Origin of the sequence: Shinella sp. JR1-6 (assembly GCF_004284735.1) — a bacterium.
Lineage (GTDB): Bacteria > Pseudomonadota > Alphaproteobacteria > Rhizobiales > Rhizobiaceae > Shinella.
In genome coordinates this window covers 1-18,383 of sequence record NZ_SHMI01000032.1, presented here as the reverse complement: position 1 = coordinate 18,383, position 18,383 = coordinate 1, and the positions used below count along the sequence as shown (strand labels likewise).

23 protein-coding genes are annotated in these 18,383 nt (G+C 64.9%); 21 read left to right on the top strand and 2 right to left on the bottom strand.

The features are described from left to right. The first annotated feature begins 73 nt into the window (after positions 1-73). Genes mtnK through EXZ48_RS29940 form a run of 5 tightly spaced genes read left to right on the top strand, consistent with a single transcriptional unit; the run spans position 74 to position 5,498 of the window. A complete protein-coding gene (gene mtnK, locus EXZ48_RS29960) occupies positions 74-1,345 on the top strand; it encodes an S-methyl-5-thioribose kinase (RefSeq protein WP_130520583.1) in 1,272 nt (423 codons plus the stop codon). Beyond that, the gene (mtnA, locus tag EXZ48_RS29955; RefSeq protein WP_130520581.1) at positions 1,342-2,436 is read left to right on the top strand and encodes an S-methyl-5-thioribose-1-phosphate isomerase; all 1,095 of its coding nucleotides are present in this window, start codon (positions 1,342-1,344) and stop codon (positions 2,434-2,436) included. The genes mtnK and mtnA overlap by 4 nt, the downstream gene beginning before the upstream one ends. A 4-nt stretch (positions 2,437-2,440) precedes the next feature. Then, the gene (locus tag EXZ48_RS29950; protein ID WP_130520579.1) at positions 2,441-3,376 is read left to right on the top strand and encodes a transketolase; all 936 of its coding nucleotides are present in this window, start codon (positions 2,441-2,443) and stop codon (positions 3,374-3,376) included. A gap of 2 nt (positions 3,377-3,378) precedes the next feature. Continuing rightward, entirely contained in the window at positions 3,379-4,380 is a 1,002-nt protein-coding gene (locus tag EXZ48_RS29945; protein ID WP_130520576.1) for a transketolase family protein, read from the top strand. Further along, positions 4,380-5,498: a RuBisCO large subunit C-terminal-like domain-containing protein gene (locus tag EXZ48_RS29940; RefSeq protein ID WP_130520574.1), complete on the top strand. Its 1,119-nt coding sequence runs from the start codon at positions 4,380-4,382 to the stop codon at positions 5,496-5,498. The genes EXZ48_RS29945 and EXZ48_RS29940 overlap by 1 nt, the downstream gene beginning before the upstream one ends. A 9-nt stretch (positions 5,499-5,507) precedes the next feature. On the opposite strand, the gene EXZ48_RS29935 is transcribed toward EXZ48_RS29940, so the two are convergent. Further along, a complete protein-coding gene (locus EXZ48_RS29935; RefSeq protein WP_023514681.1) occupies positions 5,508-5,765 on the bottom strand; it encodes a hypothetical protein in 258 nt (85 codons plus the stop codon). A gap of 228 nt (positions 5,766-5,993) precedes the next feature. On the opposite strand from EXZ48_RS29935, the gene EXZ48_RS29930 reads away from it, so the two are divergent. The 15 genes from EXZ48_RS29930 to EXZ48_RS29860 all read left to right on the top strand — a co-directional run bounded on the left by EXZ48_RS29930 (position 5,994) and on the right by EXZ48_RS29860 (position 16,834). Beyond that, complete coding sequence (locus EXZ48_RS29930) at positions 5,994-6,590, top strand: DUF4360 domain-containing protein (protein WP_023514680.1); 597 nt, start codon at positions 5,994-5,996, stop codon at positions 6,588-6,590. Positions 6,591-6,692: 102 nt separating this feature from the next. Further along, a complete protein-coding gene (locus tag EXZ48_RS29925; RefSeq protein ID WP_165909468.1) occupies positions 6,693-8,087 on the top strand; it encodes a DUF4360 domain-containing protein in 1,395 nt (464 codons plus the stop codon). 148 nt (positions 8,088-8,235) lie between these two features. Further along, positions 8,236-8,889: a MarR family winged helix-turn-helix transcriptional regulator gene (locus EXZ48_RS29920; protein ID WP_245462396.1), complete on the top strand. Its 654-nt coding sequence runs from the start codon at positions 8,236-8,238 to the stop codon at positions 8,887-8,889. Positions 8,890-8,924: 35 nt separating this feature from the next. Then, positions 8,925-9,641: a hypothetical protein gene (locus tag EXZ48_RS29915; RefSeq protein ID WP_130520570.1), complete on the top strand. Its 717-nt coding sequence runs from the start codon at positions 8,925-8,927 to the stop codon at positions 9,639-9,641. Positions 9,642-9,796: 155 nt separating this feature from the next. After that, a complete protein-coding gene (locus EXZ48_RS29910) occupies positions 9,797-10,354 on the top strand; it encodes a redoxin family protein (RefSeq protein ID WP_050745756.1) in 558 nt (185 codons plus the stop codon). Continuing rightward, positions 10,351-11,040 (top strand): MOSC domain-containing protein, encoded by a 690-nt coding sequence (locus EXZ48_RS29905; protein WP_130520568.1) that lies wholly within the window; start codon positions 10,351-10,353, stop codon positions 11,038-11,040. The genes EXZ48_RS29910 and EXZ48_RS29905 overlap by 4 nt, the downstream gene beginning before the upstream one ends. A 113-nt stretch (positions 11,041-11,153) precedes the next feature. Then, positions 11,154-11,597, top strand: coding sequence for an Rrf2 family transcriptional regulator (locus EXZ48_RS29900; protein WP_023514674.1), 444 nt, complete (start codon positions 11,154-11,156; stop codon positions 11,595-11,597). A 20-nt stretch (positions 11,598-11,617) separates the two neighbouring features. Continuing rightward, a complete protein-coding gene (gene ccoN, locus EXZ48_RS29895) occupies positions 11,618-13,276 on the top strand; it encodes a cytochrome-c oxidase, cbb3-type subunit I (RefSeq protein WP_207900541.1) in 1,659 nt (552 codons plus the stop codon). 2 nt (positions 13,277-13,278) lie between these two features. Further along, complete coding sequence (gene ccoO / locus EXZ48_RS29890; protein WP_130520566.1) at positions 13,279-14,010, top strand: cytochrome-c oxidase, cbb3-type subunit II; 732 nt, start codon at positions 13,279-13,281, stop codon at positions 14,008-14,010. 4 nt (positions 14,011-14,014) lie between these two features. Beyond that, positions 14,015-14,185, top strand: coding sequence for a CcoQ/FixQ family Cbb3-type cytochrome c oxidase assembly chaperone (locus EXZ48_RS29885; protein WP_023515681.1), 171 nt, complete (start codon positions 14,015-14,017; stop codon positions 14,183-14,185). 3 nt (positions 14,186-14,188) lie between these two features. Next, positions 14,189-15,067, top strand: a complete 879-nt coding sequence (ccoP, locus tag EXZ48_RS29880; protein ID WP_130520564.1) for a cytochrome-c oxidase, cbb3-type subunit III — start codon at positions 14,189-14,191, stop codon at positions 15,065-15,067. After that, positions 15,064-15,273 carry a hypothetical protein gene (locus tag EXZ48_RS29875; protein WP_130520562.1) on the top strand — a complete coding sequence of 70 codons (210 nt, stop codon included), beginning with the start codon at positions 15,064-15,066 and terminating at the stop codon, positions 15,271-15,273. The genes ccoP and EXZ48_RS29875 overlap by 4 nt, the downstream gene beginning before the upstream one ends. A 15-nt stretch (positions 15,274-15,288) precedes the next feature. Continuing rightward, positions 15,289-16,074: a DUF2189 domain-containing protein gene (locus EXZ48_RS29870; RefSeq protein WP_130520560.1), complete on the top strand. Its 786-nt coding sequence runs from the start codon at positions 15,289-15,291 to the stop codon at positions 16,072-16,074. After that, the gene (locus EXZ48_RS29865) at positions 16,071-16,538 is read left to right on the top strand and encodes a group III truncated hemoglobin (RefSeq protein WP_130520558.1); all 468 of its coding nucleotides are present in this window, start codon (positions 16,071-16,073) and stop codon (positions 16,536-16,538) included. The genes EXZ48_RS29870 and EXZ48_RS29865 overlap by 4 nt, the downstream gene beginning before the upstream one ends. Beyond that, a complete protein-coding gene (locus EXZ48_RS29860) occupies positions 16,535-16,834 on the top strand; it encodes a DUF6522 family protein (protein ID WP_245462395.1) in 300 nt (99 codons plus the stop codon). The genes EXZ48_RS29865 and EXZ48_RS29860 overlap by 4 nt, the downstream gene beginning before the upstream one ends. 17 nt (positions 16,835-16,851) lie before the next feature. On the opposite strand, the gene EXZ48_RS29855 is transcribed toward EXZ48_RS29860, so the two are convergent. Beyond that, entirely contained in the window at positions 16,852-17,715 is an 864-nt protein-coding gene (locus EXZ48_RS29855) for a MurR/RpiR family transcriptional regulator (protein WP_050745749.1), read from the bottom strand. 395 nt (positions 17,716-18,110) lie between these two features. On the opposite strand from EXZ48_RS29855, the gene EXZ48_RS29850 reads away from it, so the two are divergent. Continuing rightward, positions 18,111-18,371: a hypothetical protein gene (locus EXZ48_RS29850; RefSeq protein ID WP_130520556.1), complete on the top strand. Its 261-nt coding sequence runs from the start codon at positions 18,111-18,113 to the stop codon at positions 18,369-18,371. Positions 18,372-18,383 lie beyond the last annotated feature (12 nt).

The following is an 18,383-nucleotide window of genomic DNA, read 5'->3' as shown; positions in this document are numbered from 1 at the left end:
CTGCCTTAGCTGTGCGCAAGAACGGGGGGATGACCGGCAGTGGAGGCCGTGTCCTGCCGAGGAGGAGAAGCACATGGAAAGCCAGGTCTTCGCAGCGCTGAGCGCCGAGACATTGCCGGATCGGCTGAGCGGCAACGCTGCCCTGAAGGAAAAGATCGGCGCAGATTTTTCTCGCTGGACCGTCAAGGAGGTCGGCGACGGCAACCTCAATCTCGTCTTCATCGTGACGGGCGACACGGGTGCGGCGATCGTCAAGCAGGCGCTGCCCTATGTGCGGCTGGTCGGCGAAAGCTGGCCGCTGCCGCTGAAGCGCTCTTTCTTCGAGTATCACGCGCTGACACGGCAGGCCGCGCGCGATCCGGGCATGGTGCCGGAAATCCTCTTCTTCGATGAGGCGCAGGCGCTCATCGTCATGGAATACCTGGCACCGCACGTTATCCTGAGGCGTGCGTTGATCGACGGGCGTCAACTGCCGAAAATCGGCCGCGACCTTGGGCTTTTTGCCGCCCGCACGCTGTTCCGCGGCTCGGATCTTTCCATGCCGACGCGGGAAAAGAAGGCAGATCTCGCGCTGTTCTCCGACAATGTCGAACTCTGCGACATCACGGAAAACCTCGTCTTTTCCGATCCCTATTTCGAGGCCGCTCTCAACCGCCACACGACACCGCAGCTCGACCCCATCGTCGCGGAGCTGCGCGCCGACCGCGACCTCAAGGTGGAGGCGCAACGGCTGAAACACCTCTTCTCCGCCAAGGCCGAAACGCTCTGCCATGGCGACCTGCACACCGGCTCCGTCATGGTGACGGATGACGAGACACGGGTCATCGACCCGGAATTCGCCTTCTACGGCCCGATCAGCTTCGACGTCGGAATGCTGATCGCCAATTTCTGGATGAGCTATTTTTCGCAGGCAGGCCACGAGACGGCGCCCGGCGCACGCGACGATGTGCGCGCCTACCTGCTCGACACGATCGAGGCGCTCTGGGAAACATTCCGGGCCGAATTCGCCCATCTCTGGCGCACGGAGCGCCGCGGCATCCTCTATCAGGCAAGCCTCTTCGAGGATCGCGGTGACCCCCTCGCCGCTGAGCAGGCCCTCAATATCGTCATCGACGAGATCTGGTGCGAGATGCTGGGCTTCGCCGGTGTCGAGATCCACCGCCGCATCCTCGGCCTTGCCCACAACGCCGATTTCGAAACCATCGCCGACCCCGATCGCCGCGCGCCCTGCGAAACCAAGGCGCTGAAACTCGGGCGTCACCTCGCCGTCAACCGGCAGCGCATCCACAGCCTTCGCGACATCCGCGAGACCGTGGAGCGGCTTGAAAAGGAGATTCTCGCGTGAAAGTCGGAGAACGCCACTACCATACGATCTGGCTGAACGAGGACGGCCGCGCCGTCGACATCATCGACCAGCGTTGGCTGCCGCATGAATTCCGCGTCGTGACACTGAAGACCGTCGCCGACATTGCCACGGCGATCCGCGACATGTGGGTGCGCGGCGCGCCGCTGATCGGCGTCACCGCCGCCTACGGCGTCGCCATCGCCATGGCGAAGGACCCGTCGGATGCGCATCTCGACGCCGTCTGGGAGGAACTCAACGAAACGCGCCCGACCGCCATCAACCTGCGCTGGGCTCTAAACGCGATGCGCGATCATCTGCGTCCGCTGCCGGAAGGCGAACGCGCGGCCGCCGCCTACAAGCGCGCGGCGGAGATCGCGGAGGAGGATGTCGAGCTCAACCGCGCCATCGGCGCCAACGGCCTCGACGTGATCCGTAAGATCGCGGCCAAGAAAAAGCCGGGCGAGCCGGTGCGTATCCTCACCCATTGCAACGCCGGCTGGCTGGCCACCGTCGACTACGGCACCGCGACCGCGCCGATCTACATGGCTGTCGAGGAAGGCATCCCCGTCCACGTCTATGTCGACGAGACGCGGCCGCGCAACCAGGGCGCCTATCTCACCGCCTGGGAGATGAACGGTCACGGCGTGCCGCACACGCTGATCGTTGACAATGCCGGCGGCCATCTCATGCAGCACGGCGATGTCGACATGGTGATCGTGGGCACCGACCGCACCACGGCGAACGGCGACGTCTGCAACAAGATCGGCACCTATCTGAAGGCGCTCGCCGCACGCGACAACAATGTGCCCTTCTATGTAGCGCTCCCCTCGCCCACCATCGACTGGACGGTACGTGATGGCATCAAGGAAATCCCGATCGAGGAGCGGGCCGGCGACGAGGTGAACTTCGTGCAGGGCCGCGCAGCCGACGGCTCGATCGCCAGCGTGCGCATCTCGCCCGAAGGCAGCCCGGCGGCGAACCCCGCCTTCGACGTCACGCCGGCGCGCCTCATCACCGGCCTCATCACCGAGCGCGGCATCGCCACGCCTTCGCCCGAGGGCCTGAAGGCGCTCTTCCCCGAACGGAGCTGAGACGATGAGCCTTACGAACGAAAAATCCACCGAGGACATCGCGCTCGGCATCCGCCGGCGCGTCTTCTTCCACACGATGAAGAACAATGGCGGCTATCTCAGCCAGGCCTGCTCGGCCGCCGAGAGCCTGGCCCTGCTCTACAACGAGTTTTTGAAGCTCGGAGAACCGACGCTGCCGAAGGTGCCGCTGCCCTTCCGCGGGGTGCCCTCGGCGCACAATCCGGATGCCTTCACCGGCGCCGGCTACCATGGCCCGATCGGGCCTGAATTCGACCGCCTCTTCATCTCGCCCGCCCATTATGCGCTCGTCATCTACTCCGCGCTGATCGAGACCGGCCGCATGGACGAGCATGCACTCGACCATTTCAACAAGGATGGCGGTTCGGTCGAGATGATCGGCGCCGAGCACAGCCCCGGCATGGAAGTGACGACAGGCTCGCTGGCACAGGGCCTTTCCATGGCCTCGGGCGTCGCCTTCGCGCGGCTTCGGAAAAAGGAGCCCGGCAAGGTCTGGGTCTACATGTCCGATGGCGAATTCCAGGAGGGCCAGACCTGGGAATGCCTTGCAGCGATGAGCTACCACAGAATCGACAATATCCGTGTCATCGTCGATGTGAACCGCCAGCAATGCGACGGAGCGATGTCCTCCGTGCTCGATCTCGGCGATCTTGCCGCCCGGGTCGCCGCCTTCGGCGTCACCTGCCGCTCTGTGGATGGCCATGATCTCGGGGCGCTGCGCGCAGCAGCGGACAGCGCCGAGGCCGGCAAGCCGCTCGTCATCCTCGCCAACACCTCGCCCTATCAGGGCATGGATTTTCTGAAGAAGCGTTTTCCGCGCCTGCACTATGTCCGCTTCAAGAGCGCGGCGGAGCGGCTGGAAATGCAGGCGGCACTCGCTACCGAACTCGGCGTCGACGTGAACGCGATGGAAGGGGCCTGACCATGGTCGAAATCGTCAACCGCCCCTATGCCAGGGCATTCGAGGCCTTCGCCAGCGCAAGGCCGGAGGTCCTCTGCCTTTCCGCCGATCTCACCTCTTCCTGCGAGGTCGATGGTTTTCGCGACCGGCATCCGGACCAGTTCCTCTCGCTCGGCATGGCGGAGCAGAACATGCTGTCCTTCGCCGGCGGCCTTGCCATGCAGGGATTCCGGCCGTTCCTGCACACTTTCTCGGTCTTCCTCTACCGCCGGCCCTATGACCAGCTGATCAATTCCATCGCCTATTCCAACCGCAAGGTGCGGCTGATGGGCTTTCTGCCCGGCATCACCACGCCCGGCGGCATCACGCACCAGGCGATCGAGGATATCGCCGTGCTGCGCGCCGTGCCGAACATGACCATCCTCGAAACGGGCGACGCGACGGAAGTCGAGACCGTGCTCGACGTCGCCGACAGCATCGACGGCCCGGTCTATGTGCGCGTCTTGCGCGGCGAGGTGCCCCGCCTCTTCTCGACGCCCTTCGAGTTCAACAGGCTGCGCACGCTTTCGGAAGGCGACGACATTCTCGTCGTCTCCTCCGGCGTCTGCACGGAGGAGGTTTTGCGTGCCAGCCGGCCGCTGGAAACGCGCGGCCTCGGCGTGCATCACCTGCATGCCTCGACGCTCAAACCCTTCGACCGGGAGGGGCTCTTGAAGGCGGCGCGCGGCAAGAAGGGCATCGTCACACTGGAAAACCACACGATCGTCGGCGGCCTCGGCTCACTCGTGGCGGAAATCCTTGCCGAGGAAGGGCTGGGCATTCGCCTGAAGCGGCTCGGGCTCAATGATACTTTCGCGCATGGCGCGTCAAAACCGTATCTGATGAAGAAATACGGGCTCGACGCCGGGGCGCTCGTCGCGGCCATCGAGGCGCTGCTCGGCAAGACGCTTGATATCGGCGAGGAGGAACTGGCAGAGGTGCGCCTCGACCATGTGCATTCGGCCCAGAAAGCCGAGGCGCTCTGATGGCGCCGCGCTTCACCGTCCGCTACTTCGTCCGCGCTGCCGATGCGGCGGAGGCGAAGATGCGGGCGCTCGACATCGCGCTGGAGCAGACGGTCGAGATCCCGCGCGACGTGGTGCCGAAGGGCTATGTGGAGGACGAAATCCTCGGCAGGCTGGAGACGCTGGAAAAGGCTCCGGACGGGCGCGCGGGCTTCCTCGCGACAATCTCCTATTCCGAGGACGATGTCGGGGGTGATTTCCTGCAGTTCCTCAACATCGTCTTCGGCAACAGCTCGATCAAACCGGGCCTCAAGGTCGAGGATATCGGCCTCTCACCGGGTCTGCTTTCGCTTTGCGGGGGGCCGCGCCATGGCATTGAGGGCTTGCGCGCACGCGCCGGGGTTGACGATGTGCCGCTCCTCATGTCGGCGATCAAGCCCGTCGGCCTTTCCACTGCTGAACTCGCCCGGCTCGCCCATGATTTTGCGCTCGGCGGCATGCACTACGTGAAGGACGATCATGGGCTCGTTGATCAGAAGACCGCGCCCTTCTCCGAGCGGCTGAGGGCCTGCGTCGAGGCGGTCGGCGAGGCGAATGCCAAGAGCGGCGGGCGCACGAGCTTCGTGCCCAACATTACCGGCCCTGCGGGCGTGATCCTCGAACGGGCGCAAGAGGCGGAGGCCGCCGGCGCGGGCGCCGTCATGATCGCCCCGGCGCTTGCCGGCTACGACGTGGCGCGCACGCTCGCCGCGGATCCGGATTTTTCCCTGCCCATCGTCACGCACCCCGCCTTTTCCGGCGCGAATGTCGTTTCGCCGGATTGCGGCTTCTCGCACCGTGCCTTCTACGGCACATTACACCGGCTGATGGGCGCGGACGCGGTGGTCTTTCCGAATTTCGGCGGCCGCTTCGGCTTCACCCGGGAAGAATGCCGGTCGATTGCCGAGGCCTGCGGCACCGGGATGGGTGGGCCGAAGGCGAGTGTGCCGACACCCGGCGGCGGCGTGAACTTCGCCCGCGTGCCTGATATGCGCGCGGTCTACGGCAAGGACGTCATGTATCTCGTCGGCGGCGCTTTGCTGCAGGAACCGAACCTCGTCGACGGCTGCCGGCGACTTGCCGAAGCGGTCTATGCCTGACCTTGCGGCTCAGGACGGGTTGAACGTCGCATACCCACCACAGGGGCGCGCGCCGTAGCGGCAATCCCGCGGGCGGTAGAGCCGCCGGTAGCCGCCCTCCTCGGCGCGGATCGCCTGCCGGCGCTGATGCGCCCGCATCGCCGGGGAGACCGAGCCGGAATAGCCGGGGCGCACATCCGGCGCGCGTTCCGTGGTGCAACCGGCAAGCACGGCACCGGCTGCCAGTACGATCAGCAAAATCCTTGGAACGCCTGGGACAATGCGCATTTCGCTTCTCCTTGCATTCGAACAGGCCCAAGCAGACGGCCTGCCACGGTTTTGCCCTTTAAAGGCTCGTTTACGGACATTTTTCTTTAAAACGCTGTTAACTGCGTAGCGTACAGATTGCCACAAGCCGGATGACTCCAGAATGAACGCAGTGCTCAGAGACGGTTCAGGTCGCCGCTGTCATATCTTGAACGAACGTCAGGTTCGGTTCGAAATCGAGGAAATTCCATGAAAACCGCTGGTATCCTGCTTGCATCTCTCTTTCTTGCCACGGCTGCCCATGCCCAGGCGGATGACATCTCGCTCGGCACGCCCGGCTACGGCGGCAGCGGCTGCCCGGCCAACAGCGTCGCCGCAACCCTGAGCCCGGACGGCAAGGCTCTCAGCCTGCTGTTCGACGAGTACGTCGTGGAAGCCGGTGGCGAGACCGGAAAGTCCTTCGACCGCAAGACCTGCAACGTCGCGATCCCGGTTCATGTGCCGCAGGGCCGCAGCGTCTCGGTGCTCGCCATCGACTATCGCGGCTTCAACCAGCTGCCGCGCGGCGCCCGCTCGCAGTTCAACGTCGAATACTTCTTCGCCGGCACGCGCGGCCCGGCTTTCCGCCAGACCTTTACCGGCCCGCAGGAGAAAGACTACCTGATCTCCAACAAGCTGACGGCGGAATCGCTGGTCTGGTCGGCCTGCGGCGAGGACGTCAACCTGCGCACCAACTCCAGCATCCGCGTCAACACGACGCGTGGCCAGGAAGCGATGGCGACGGTCGATACGCAGGACGTGAAGGCCGCGATCATCTATCAGCTGCAGTGGCGCAAGTGCCGCTGAACCCAGTCTGGTGCGTTTCCTGAAAGGGAAAACGCCCTATCCTGCGCCTTCATGAACCGGGCGACGCCCTCGCCGCCCGGCCTGCATCCAGGGAATTTTCGTATGCGTCTTCCGATCCGCCTCACCCTCCTCGCCGCCGCCTCGATCCCGCTTCCGGGGCTCGCCCACGCGGCAAACGGCTGTGCCGACGGAACGTTTTCCGCAACGCATTCCCCCGATGGCAATGCGACGAGCATTCTCTTCGACGATTTTTCCGCGACGGCCGGCGGTGCATCGGGCAAGAAGCGCACGACCACGACCTGCAAGCTGTCCGTGCCCGTGACCCAGCCGGGCGGGCATACCGTCTACGCCGTAGACTATCGCGGCTTCACGACGACCGAGGACGGCCAGACCGCCTCGCTGCGCACCACGCAGGACGGCAAGAAGATCCTGCAATACGAGATCAAGGGTCCCCTGCAGGACGATGTCGCCATTTCCGACAAAGTGGGCGTTTCTGGCTCGGAAACGCTCGATCTTGCCGTGATCCTCGGCGCGAGCGGGCCGCTCGACGAAAACGGCTTCGAATCCACGCTGGCGATCGATTCCATCGATTTCGCCCGCATCGGCTACACGACCACAGCCTCGGTCGTCGCCTCGCTCGACCAGATCGCCCGCCAGCGGCAGTCCATCGCGCTCGACCTGATGGATACCGCGCAGAACCTGCTCGGCCAGCAGAGCCGTTTCGACGAGGGCAGCTATGTCGCCGCCTTCGCAAGCTCGGATGCGGCTGCCGGTTTCAACGGGCGCTGGGAGGCAGGCAGCGGCGTGAGCGTTCTCGGCGGTGCCGCCATGGTTCATGCGAACCGCACCGATGTCGCGCTCGACACGCTCGGCCTCTTTGCCGGCGCGGTGCGCTATACGAGCCCGCAGGCCACCTGGCGCGCCTTCGGCGAAGTCGGCGCCTGGGGATCGCCCGACATCTCGGCCTCGTTCTCGCGCAGCTACCAGAATCTCGATTCGATCGTCTTCGCCAGCGGTAGCGCCTCCGGTTCGCTGTTCAGCGCCTATGGGCGGGCCGGCGTGATCTATGCACCGGATGCCGCGAACGAATTCGCACTCTCAACGCGCTTCACCCGCTCCTGGCTCGACCTTGACGGTTATGACGAGGATGCCTCCGGCAAGAACCTCTTCGCGGGCCATATCAAGGGTGGTCGCTCCGCCTCGGACACGGTGAGCGCGGAATTCGCCTGGAGCCGCAGGCTGGACGAAAGGCTCGACTACACGATCCTCGGCGCGGTAGGCCGCACCTTCGCCGGAAAGAACGGCGCAAAAGCCTCAGTCGATTGGGTCGGCGACGCCAGGGGCAATGCAGACGATCAGAATTTCGCGACGCTCGGCGGACGCGTCGGCTGGAAGTTCGACGAACGCTGGCAGCTCGACACAGCAGTTTCCGCGACGTTCCGCGAAAACGACAAACCGGACTGGAACATCGGCGGCCAGCTGAAAGCGTCGTTCTGACGCCGATCATGCGTCGCGTGTGACCAGGGATCGGCTCAGCCCGGGCCTCACCTGCCCCACTTTTACATACACCGTCAGGCCGCCACCCGCATGGCGGCCTGAACAATTTTCATGGCGCCCTTGAAGATATATAGGAGTCCTATATATTATGCGCATGGAAACGCCCAAGGACCCCCATTCGATTACCGAGCGCCTTCGCGAAGGCCTTTCCCGCGTCGGCATGGCCATGCGCATCGACGACTGGAACCGGTCGAAGGCAAGCGGGCTCAACCCGACGCAGCTCGCCATCCTGACGCTGCTGGAAGGACGCGGGGTGGACGGTCTCGGCGTGCGCGAGATTGCCGCCCATCTCGGCGTCTCGCAGCCGACGGCGACGGATTCGATCAACGCCCTGGAGCGCAAGGCCTATCTGGAGAAGCGGCCGGAGGCGGGCGACCGGCGCGCGGTGCGCGTGGTGCCGACGGCGGCGGGCCTAGCAGCCCTTGCAGCCTCGGACACCGGCGATGGCCTTGCCGCCGAGGCCCTCGGCGCGCTCGATGAACACGAACAGGAAGCGCTGCTTCTCGCCCTCGTCAAGATGATCCGGCAGCTACAGGTGGCGGAGGCGATCCCCGTCCAGCGCATGTGCGTGACCTGTCGCCACTTCGTGCCCTTCGCGCATGCGGATCCCGCGCGCCCCCATCACTGTCATTTCGTCGATGCCGCCTTCGGCCAGCGCGAGCTGCGCGTCGATTGCCGCGATCACGATGAAGCCGATCCCGCATCCCGGGCTGCCACCTGGGATGCCTTTCAGACGGGATAATCCCAACCCTCCAGGCAAACGAAAGGAAGACCATCATGTTCGGCAGATTTGCAACCGGGGCACTCGCCGCCGGAACGGCTTTGCTATGGCTGACGGCAGCCTCCGCCCATTCCATCAAGGCAGAGCCCGCCGAGGCGGTACAGGCCGCATTCGACATTATCGAAACGACGATTGTCACCAAGGGCGACAGCGCGATCTTCACCACCCGCGTGCGTGGCGAGGCAGGCAAGGACAAGCCCGATGCGACGGGCAAGTTCGAGGGCTCCAGCGTCTACGCCTATGTCTGGCCGACGAGCCTCGACAGCGGCGAAATCGGCTTCGACAAGGGCCAGGGCATCGTCGCGCTCGCCGTCACCTTCCATCCGGATTTCGACGATGCGGCCAAGGGCGGCAAGAACCGCCATGTCTGGCATCCGCACTGGGTGGTGCTGGCCGAGGACAAGGCCTGCGGCGGCGGCCTCAAGGTCATCGACATTCCGGAAGGCACCAAGCCGAAAGTGCCTGAGACCTGGCCTGGCGTTCCGCTCCTCATCGACAGCCCGGAATATCCGACCAGCTTCAAGGGCGATACGGTGGATGTGGCCATTCCCCTCTCGCTGATTGGCGGCATCAAGGGGGCTTCGTTCGACGGCGTGACGGCAGGTCTGAAGGTCAACGGCAACCTGCATGCGCCGCTGCTGTGCGTCAGCAACGTGTTCAAGGTGGCCTCGGGCGATCTCAGCCTGCCCGGCAAGGTCGTGCCGGCAGAATGACCCGGTGCCGGTCCGGCAACTGCCATTGCCGGACCGGCCATTCCTCCCCTCCAGGCAAATGAAAGGAAAGAACATGCCGAGATTTACCCTCACAGGCCCCTGCGATGCAACGGGCACGCACGGCCCGGCCAGAGCCACCATACCGGGAGGCGCCAATGACCGCGCCTGAGACAGCGTTTGCTCCGGAACTTGCGATCAGCGAATGGTTCAACACGCCGGTCCCGCTGACACTGGCCGGCCTGCGCGGGCGGCCGGTCTTCCTGCACAGTTTCCAGCTCCTCTGCCCCGGCTGCGTCGCGCAGGCCATTCCGCAGGTCCAGCGCATCGAGCGCGTCTTTGCCCATACGGATCTGCAGGTCATCGGCATCCACACGGTCTTCGAGCACCATGCAGCCATGTCGCCGGTCACCCTCGAAGCATTCCTCCACGAGTACCGGCTGAAATCCCCTGTTGGCATCGACAAGGCCGCAGAGGGATCAGATATTCCGGTGACGATGCAGCGCTTCAGGCTGCGCGGAACACCCTCCTCCGTGCTGATCGGACGCGACGGCACAATCCTGCACCAGGCGTTCGGCGTGGAGGACGACATCGCCGTCGGAGCACGGATCGCCATGGCGCTTTCCGCGGCCCCGGTACAGTCCGCCGCGGCCGAGGACGGCACCTGCGCCGACGGCCGCTGCGCCGTATCGACACCGTCGGTTGTCACGCCATGACGGAACTTGCATTGCTCAGCCTGCGCATCGGCAAGGTCGCGCCATTGGGTGCACGCGGCGTGCCAAGCGGCATCGTGAAATCGCCGGTCGGCCATGCGCTTGCGCTGACCGAGACCGGTTTTGCCGGCGATGCGCAGGGCGATACCGTGCGGCATGGCGGACTGGAAAAGGCCGTGCATCACTATCCCTTCGAGCACTATGCCGACTGGACGAGCGATCTCGGGCCGCATCCGCTTCTCGCCGGCCCCGGCGCCTTTGGCGAGAACCTTTCGACGACCGGGCTGACGGAGAGCATGGTGGCGATCGGCGACGTCTTCAAGCTCGGCTCCGCGGTCCTCGAGGTCAGCCAGGGGCGGCAGCCCTGCTGGAAGCTGAACGAGCGTTTCGGCCGGACGGAGATGGCGCGCCTGGTACAGTCGACCGGGCGGACCGGCTGGTACTATCGGGTGCTCACGCCCGGCACCGTCTCGCCCGCCGACCGCCTCGTCCTGCGCGAGCGTCGCGCGCCGGAATGGACGCTGACGCGCATCTGGCGCGCCTTCTACATCGATCCGCTCAACCGCTCGGAACTGGCCGGCATCGCCGCGCTCGAACGCCTTGCCGAGAGCTGGCGCAGCCACGCCGCGCGCCGGCTGGAAAGCAACCGGGTCGAGGACTGGACGAAGCGCCTCACCGGCTCCGCCTGACCCAATGCAGGGCTTCCCGGCCCTGCGACGCTATTGCACTTTCGGCCGGTCGGGGCTTGCGTTAAAAGTGGTACTCAAGATACCCTTTTGATGCCCGAGCGGGAGACGACGACATGCGGATGACGCTTCACACGGACTATGCCCTGCGCATGCTGATCTACGTGGCGACGCGGCCGGATGGCGTGTGCACGGTGAACGACGTCGCCGAAGCCTACGGGCTTTCGCGCAACCACCTCCTGAAAGTGGCGCAGACCCTGCGCGACCTCGGCCTCGTCGAGACGACGCGCGGGCGGGCGGGCGGCATCCGGCTGGCGAAGGCACCGGCCGACATCCCGGTCGGCGCGCTGGTCCGGGCGACGGAAGAGGAATTCTCGCTGGCCGAATGCATGCAGGCGGGCGGGCGGGCCTGCGCCATATCGCCGGCCTGTCGGCTGAAGGGCATGCTGCACGAGGCGCTTGCCGCATTCCTTGCAGTCCTCGACAAATACACGCTTGAGGATATTGTCCGCAACAGGGCCGCGCTCGGTCCGCTGCTCGGCATTGCCGAAGCGGCATGAAACGCGAAGAGGAGATATCGATGATATCGGGATTGACGGTTTCGGAGCGCCATCTGGCCCTCTTCGTGCTCGGCGCGCTCGCCCTGACGGGGCTCGCCATGGCAGTGGCCGGGCGGGGTGATCCGCTGGCCGTGCACGGCTATATCGTGCTGGTCTTCAGCGTCGGCCTCGGCTTCGTCGTGCTCTCCGCACTCTTTTCCCCGGAGCCGCCGGAAAGCCGGCTTTCCGAATATTATGACGACCCGACGCGGGTCGGCATCATCCTGTCGCTCGCCTGGGCGGTGGTCGGCATGTTCGTCGGCGTCTGGGTCGCCGCGCTGCTCGCCTGGCCGGAACTGACCTTCGTCGACAGTGCCTGGGCGAGCTTCGGACGCCTTCGGCCGGTGCACACGTCGGGTGTCATCTTCGGCTTTGGCGGCAATGCGCTGATCGCCACCTCCTTCCACGTGCTCCAGCGCACCTGTCGCGCGCGGCTGCCCGACCAGTTCAGCCCGTGGTTCGTGCTGATCGGCTACAATCTCTTCTGTCTCGTCGCCGCCACCGGCTACCTGATGGGCATGACGCAGTCGAAGGAATATGCCGAACCGGAATGGTATGCCGATATCTGGCTGGTCGTCGTCTGGGTCGTCTATTTCTTCATCTACATCCGTACGCTGCAGCGCCGCAAGGAACCGCATATCTATGTCGCCAACTGGTACTACATGGCCTTCATCCTGGTCGTGGCGGTGCTGCATATCGTCAACAACCTCGCCGTGCCCGTCTCCTTCGGCCATGCCAAGAGCTATTCACTCTTCGCGGGCGTGCAGGACGCCATGACGCAATGGTGGTACGGCCACAACGCCGTCGCCTTCTTCCTGACGGCCGGCTTCCTCGGCATGATGTACTACTACCTGCCGAAGCGCGCCGAGCGGCCGATCTTCTCCTATCGCCTCTCGATCATCAGCTTCTGGGGCATCACCTTCATGTATATGTGGGCGGGCGCGCACCACCTGCACTACACGGCCCTGCCGCAATGGGTGCAGACCCTCGGCATGACCTTCTCCATCGTGCTGCTGGTGCCGTCCTGGGCATCCGCCGGCAACGCGCTCGCGACGCTCAACGGCGCCTGGCACCGAGTGCGTGACGACGCGACCCTGCGCTTCATGATGGTCGCGGCCGTGTTCTACGGGCTCTCCACCTTCGAAGGCTCCTTCATGGCGATCCGCGCCGTCAACTCGCTCTCGCACTATACCGACTGGACCGTCGGCCATGTGCATGCCGGCGCACTCGGCTGGGTGGCGATGATCACCTTCGGCTCGCTCTACGCCCTCGTGCCGTGGATGTGGAAGACGGAGCGCATGTATTCGCCCAGGCTGATCGAGGTGCACTTCTGGCTCGCGCTTGCCGGCACCGTCGTCTATGTCTTCGCCATGTGGAATTCAGGCATCATCCAGGGCCTGATGTGGCGCACCTACAACGACAGCGGCACGCTCGCCTATTCCTTCATCGACAGCCTCGTCGCCATGCATCCCTATTACATCGCCCGCGCGTTCGGGGGCTTGCTGTTCCTCTCCGGCGCCGTCGTCTGCTCGTTCAATGTCTGGATGACGATCCGCATGGCGCGACAGGCGCGCGCCACAGAGCCGGCCGGCGACGTTCCCCTCTACGGCAAGGCCGGCACAGCCCAGGCAGGAGAATGACGATGAAGGAATTCTTCCACCGCAAGCTCGAGCGCAATGCCATCGGCTTCGTTCTGGCCATCGTCGGCGTCGCCTCCATCGGCGGCCTCGTCGAGATCGCCCCGCTCTTCACCATCGGCGAAACGGTGGAGGAGGCGCCCGACATGCGGCTCTACACGCCGCTGGAGCTTGCCGGCCGCAATCTCTACATCCGCGAGGGCTGTTATGCCTGCCACTCGCAGATGATCCGCACGCTGCGCGACGAGGTGGAGCGCTACGGCCCCTATTCGCTGGCCGTTGAATCGAAGTACGATCACCCGATGCTCTGGGGCTCCAAGCGCACCGGGCCGGACCTCGCCCGCCTCGGCGGCAAGTATTCCGACGCCTGGCATGTCGCCCATCTCGTCAATCCGCGCGATGTGGTGCCCGAATCTGTCATGCCGCGTTACGGCTGGCTGAAGCGCAATGCGCTGAGGATCGACGATCTCGGCGAACATCTTGCCGCCCAGCGCGCCGTCGGCGTGCCCTATACGGATGCGATGATCGATAGCGCCACCGCCGACGCCCGTGCACAGGCCAACCCCGATGATGCCGGCGCTTCCGGCGTCAGCGAGCGCTACGGCGAGGCGACCAATGTGCGCGCCTTCGACGGCAATCCCGGCCTTCTGACCGAGATGGACGCGCTGGTCGCCTATCTCCAGATCGTCGGCCAGCTGACGAAGGCGGCGCAGCAGCAGACGGCAACGGCGGAGTGAGGCGATGGACATCGATCACAACAGCGTCGTCGCCTTCGCCAAGAGCTGGGGCCTGTTCTACCTGATCCTGCTTGCCGCGGGCGTCGTGATCTATGCGCTCTGGCCGGGCAACCGGCAGCGCTTCGATCGCGCCAAGACGAGCATTCTCGACAAAGACGACCGGCCGGGGGACTAGGACATGGCAACCGAAAGACACGATCCCACAACCGGACGGGTCACCACCGGGCACGAGTGGAACGGCATCGAAGAGCTGGACACGCCGATCCCGCGCGTCGTCCTGTTCTTCCTCACCGTCACCACGCTGTTTGCCATCGTCTACTGGATCCTGATGCCGGCCTGGCCGCTCGGCGTCTCCTATACGAAGGGCCTGCTCGGCATCGACCAGCGCACCGTCGTGACGCAGCAGGTCGAGGATGCCGCCGCGGCCCGTGCGGCCTGGACCGGCCGCATCGCCGAAGCGAGCCTCGCGGAGATCGCCGCGGACGACACGCTGATGCAGCATGTGCGCGAGACCGGCCGCACGCTGTTCATCGACAACTGTGCCGCCTGCCACGGCACGCGCGGCACCGGCGGGCCGGGCTTCCCCAACCTTGCGGCGAAGGCCTGGCTTTGGGGCGGTGAGCCGGAGACCATCGCCGAGACGATCCGCATCGGTATCAACTCCACCAACGAGGAGACGCGCGTCTCGCAGATGATGGCCTTCGGCCGCGACGGCATTCTCGACGACAAGCAGGTGCGAGCCGTCGCCGCCTATGTGCGCTCGCTCTCGGCCCTGCCGATGAGCGAGGCCGACGCGGCTGCAGCCGAGGCCGGCAAGGAAGTGTTCACCGCCAACTGCGTCGCCTGCCACGGTGAAGACGGTCGCGGCAGCACGGAAGCCGGCGCGCCCGACCTTACCGATGCAACGTGGATCTACGGCAGCAGCGCGCAGACCGTCTATTCCTCGGTCTATTCCGGCCGGCAGGGCCATATGCCCCATTGGGAAGGCCGCCTTTCGCCGGTCGATATCAAGCTGCTGGCGCTCTATGTCGGCACGCTGACGGAGGGCGCACGATGAGCGGCGCGGCAAGCGAAACGCGCCGGCCCGGGCGCATCACCGGGCGGCTCGCCGCGTTCATCGTCGTCGCAGCCGGCCTTGCCGTCTTCGCGGGCGCCAATGCGCATCTCGTCTATGTCGCGCTGACATCCCAGCCCGATTGCGTGCAACACCTGAAGACGGAGGGCCAGGACGGCGCGTACCGCGCCGCGCGGCCGTCCTGCTAGGAGAGGAAGGATACCATGGGAACGACCGACAAGACCGGTAGCGCGCCCGTGCCGCTCGCCGAACAGCGCCGCCGCCACCTGCCGGCCGCCGCGGCGCTCGGCTGGCTCACCGCCGGCTGGCGCGACCTCTGGCGCAACCCGCTGCCGAGCCTCGCCTACGGCTTCGCCGTCTTCCTCCTGTCGCTGGCGGTGGTCTGGGGCCTCTTCCGCCTGGAGCTCGACTATATCCTCTTCCCCGCGCTTGCCGGCTTCATGGTGGTCGGCCCGCTGGTGGCGATCGGCCTCTATCGCAAGAGCCGGGACCTCGAGGAGGGCATCCCGCCAAGCCTGTCGCGCATGATCTTCGTGAAAACGGAATCCGGCGCGCAGGTCTGGTACACGGGCGCGATTCTCTGCCTACTGATGCTGGTCTGGATGCGTGCCGCCGTCATCATCTACGCGCTCTTCGTCGGGCTCCGGCCCTTTCCCGGCCTCGACCATATCGTCGCCATGCTGCTTTCCACCCCGGAAGGGCTCGGCATGCTCGTCGTCGGCACGGCGGTCGGCGGGCTTTTTGCCGCCTTCTCCTTTGCCATCAGCACCTTTGCCATTCCCATGCTGCTGGCGGAGAAAACGGATGCCTTCACCGCGATGGGCACGAGCATTTCGCTGACCTTCCGCAACCTCCCGGTCATGCTTGCCTGGGGCGCCATCGTGCTGGCACTCACCGTTGTCGCCATCGCGACGGGGTTCCTCGGCCTCATCGTCATCTTCCCGCTGCTCGGCCATGGCACCTGGCACAGCTACAGGGCGATCCGATGAGAGGCCGCCCCGCCCCTGCCCGCACCATCGTCATCGACGGCAAGCCGTTGCCGGAAGTGCTCGACGAAGCGATGATCCATGCCGTGGTACACGGTTTCTATGACGAGATCCGCGCGGATGCGCTGCTCGGCCCGGTCTTCAACGGCGCGATCCCGCCGGAGGACTGGCCGGTGCATCTTGCCAAGATGTGCGACTTCTGGTCTGCGACGCTGCTGCGCACCGGCCGCTACGAGGGCCGCGCCCTGCCGCCGCACCTTGCCATTCCCGAACTCCGGGAGCAGCACTTCCACCGTTGGCTCACGCTGTTCCGCATGACCGTCGAACGGCTCTGCCCGCCTGAAGTCGCCGACCTCTTCCTTGACCGGGCACTGCGCATCGCGCATTCCTTCCGCCTTGCCATCGCGTTCAGCCGCGGCGAGGATTCCATGGCGATCGCGCCGATTTCGCGAGAAGCAATTTCATGAGTGCAGCCGATGCCACCCCCCTCGTCCTCAGCCGGGGCGAAGCAGGAGAGTTCCTCCTGCCGGCCGACATGCTCGCCGCGCGCTTCGGCTGGCCGACGCAGACGCTGCGCGATTACATGCGCCGCGGCCTCGTCGCCTCGCGCGTCGAGCGCGGCGAAGGCGCGGATGCCGGGCGCTGGCGGCTTTCGGTGCGCTGTGGCAACCGCCGCTGGCAGGCCGTCGTCGAGGCCGATGGTACGGTCGGCACGCAGCGCGTCGAGGTGCTTTCCACCGGAGCGCCGAAACCCGCGCGCTGAAAGAGGGTTTGGCCCGATCAGTCGCCGAGGAGCTGGCGGTCGTCGCCGTCGCGCCGGCTGACCAGTTCCTCCTTGATGCTGCGCAGCGTCTTCATCGCCTTGGTCCTGTCAGTGTAGGCCACGAGGTTGGCCAGCATGTCGATGACCGCGAGATAGGCATAGCGCGTGGAGGTGGGTCGGAAGATATTCTTTCCCTCCGGCATTTCGACGGCAATCACCACATCCGCCGCCGCCGCGACGGGCGAGCCGCTCTGCGTGACAACGATGGTGGGAATGCCGCGCCGGCGCAGCAGTTCGAGGCAGTGGACGAGCGCCGAATCGCGGCCGGTGAAGGAGGAGCCGAACACCACCGTGCCCGGCAGGGCCGCCGCGGAGATCATCGCGTTCATGTTGTGGTCGTTCGAAGCATTGATGCGGCAGCCCAGCCGGAAGAGCCGATTGTGCAGCTCGTTGACGATCATCGCCGAATTGCCGCTCGCCCCAAAGGCCTGGATGAAATCGGCACCGCGCAGCAGGCGGGCGGCGGTGTCGAGCGCCGCAAAATCCAGTTGGCGATGCAGCTGGAACAGGGCGTTCTGTGCCTTGGCGATGATGTCCTCGGCCACTTCCTCCGGCGTTTCGGTCGGCACCTCCGGCTTGACATAGCGCAGGCCCACATAGGTCAATCTGGCGAGCTGCACCTTGAAATCCGGATAGCCCTTGCAACCGAGTCGACGGCAGAAACGCGTAACCGTCGGCGGCGACACCCCGGCCCGGTCGGCCAGCTCGCCGATCGACGAGTTGACGACGAAATCGACATCGTCGAGCGCGAGTTGCGCCAGCTTCCGGTCGAGCCCGGACAACCGGCCATCCTCATCCGACAAGGCGTGAAAAAGGTCCATAGGCTGCGGCCTCCCCCTGCACGGCGCGTCGGTTCGGCGCGCAAATGAAAACAAATTTCTTGTTCGCCCAGTCATAACACAGTGTCGGCCTGCATCAATGGGCTTGGTGGCCACCGCATGAAATTCACCGGATCATTCCGGGGTGCTTTCCCATCCGCCTTGCAGAGACGCCCTAGACTGCCCGGATATCCAGGCATTCTGGGAGATGATTACCGGAAGTGCCGCGAATTTTCATGACGGTGCCGGTTCGACCAAACGTCAGGACATGAATTTTCAGGAGAACAGGGCCCGTTTTTCAGAAAAATTTTTACGCACTGCCTTCAAATCGGCGTGAGGTGCGGAATGAAGGCCCACCATCGATGAAAATCAGACCCATCAGATGCCACCACATTTTCATGATGCCGCTGATTTTCCTGCGCTTCCAGCCATTCCGGAATATACGTCTCAAGGCGGAACAAGTTGAAATCGATACGGGATTCAACCCGATCGCCACTGTCGTCGCAGCTCCCGCCGATACAGGTATCATGAAAATTTCTCACTTTGCTGCATTGCGAGAAAACAGATTACACGAAGATGCGCAAATTGCGCCCCATCCATTGACTTCCGAAGAAATTGCCGCATTATCGAGAAAACAAATTACATCGCCTCTGCGATGATCACTGACGGGA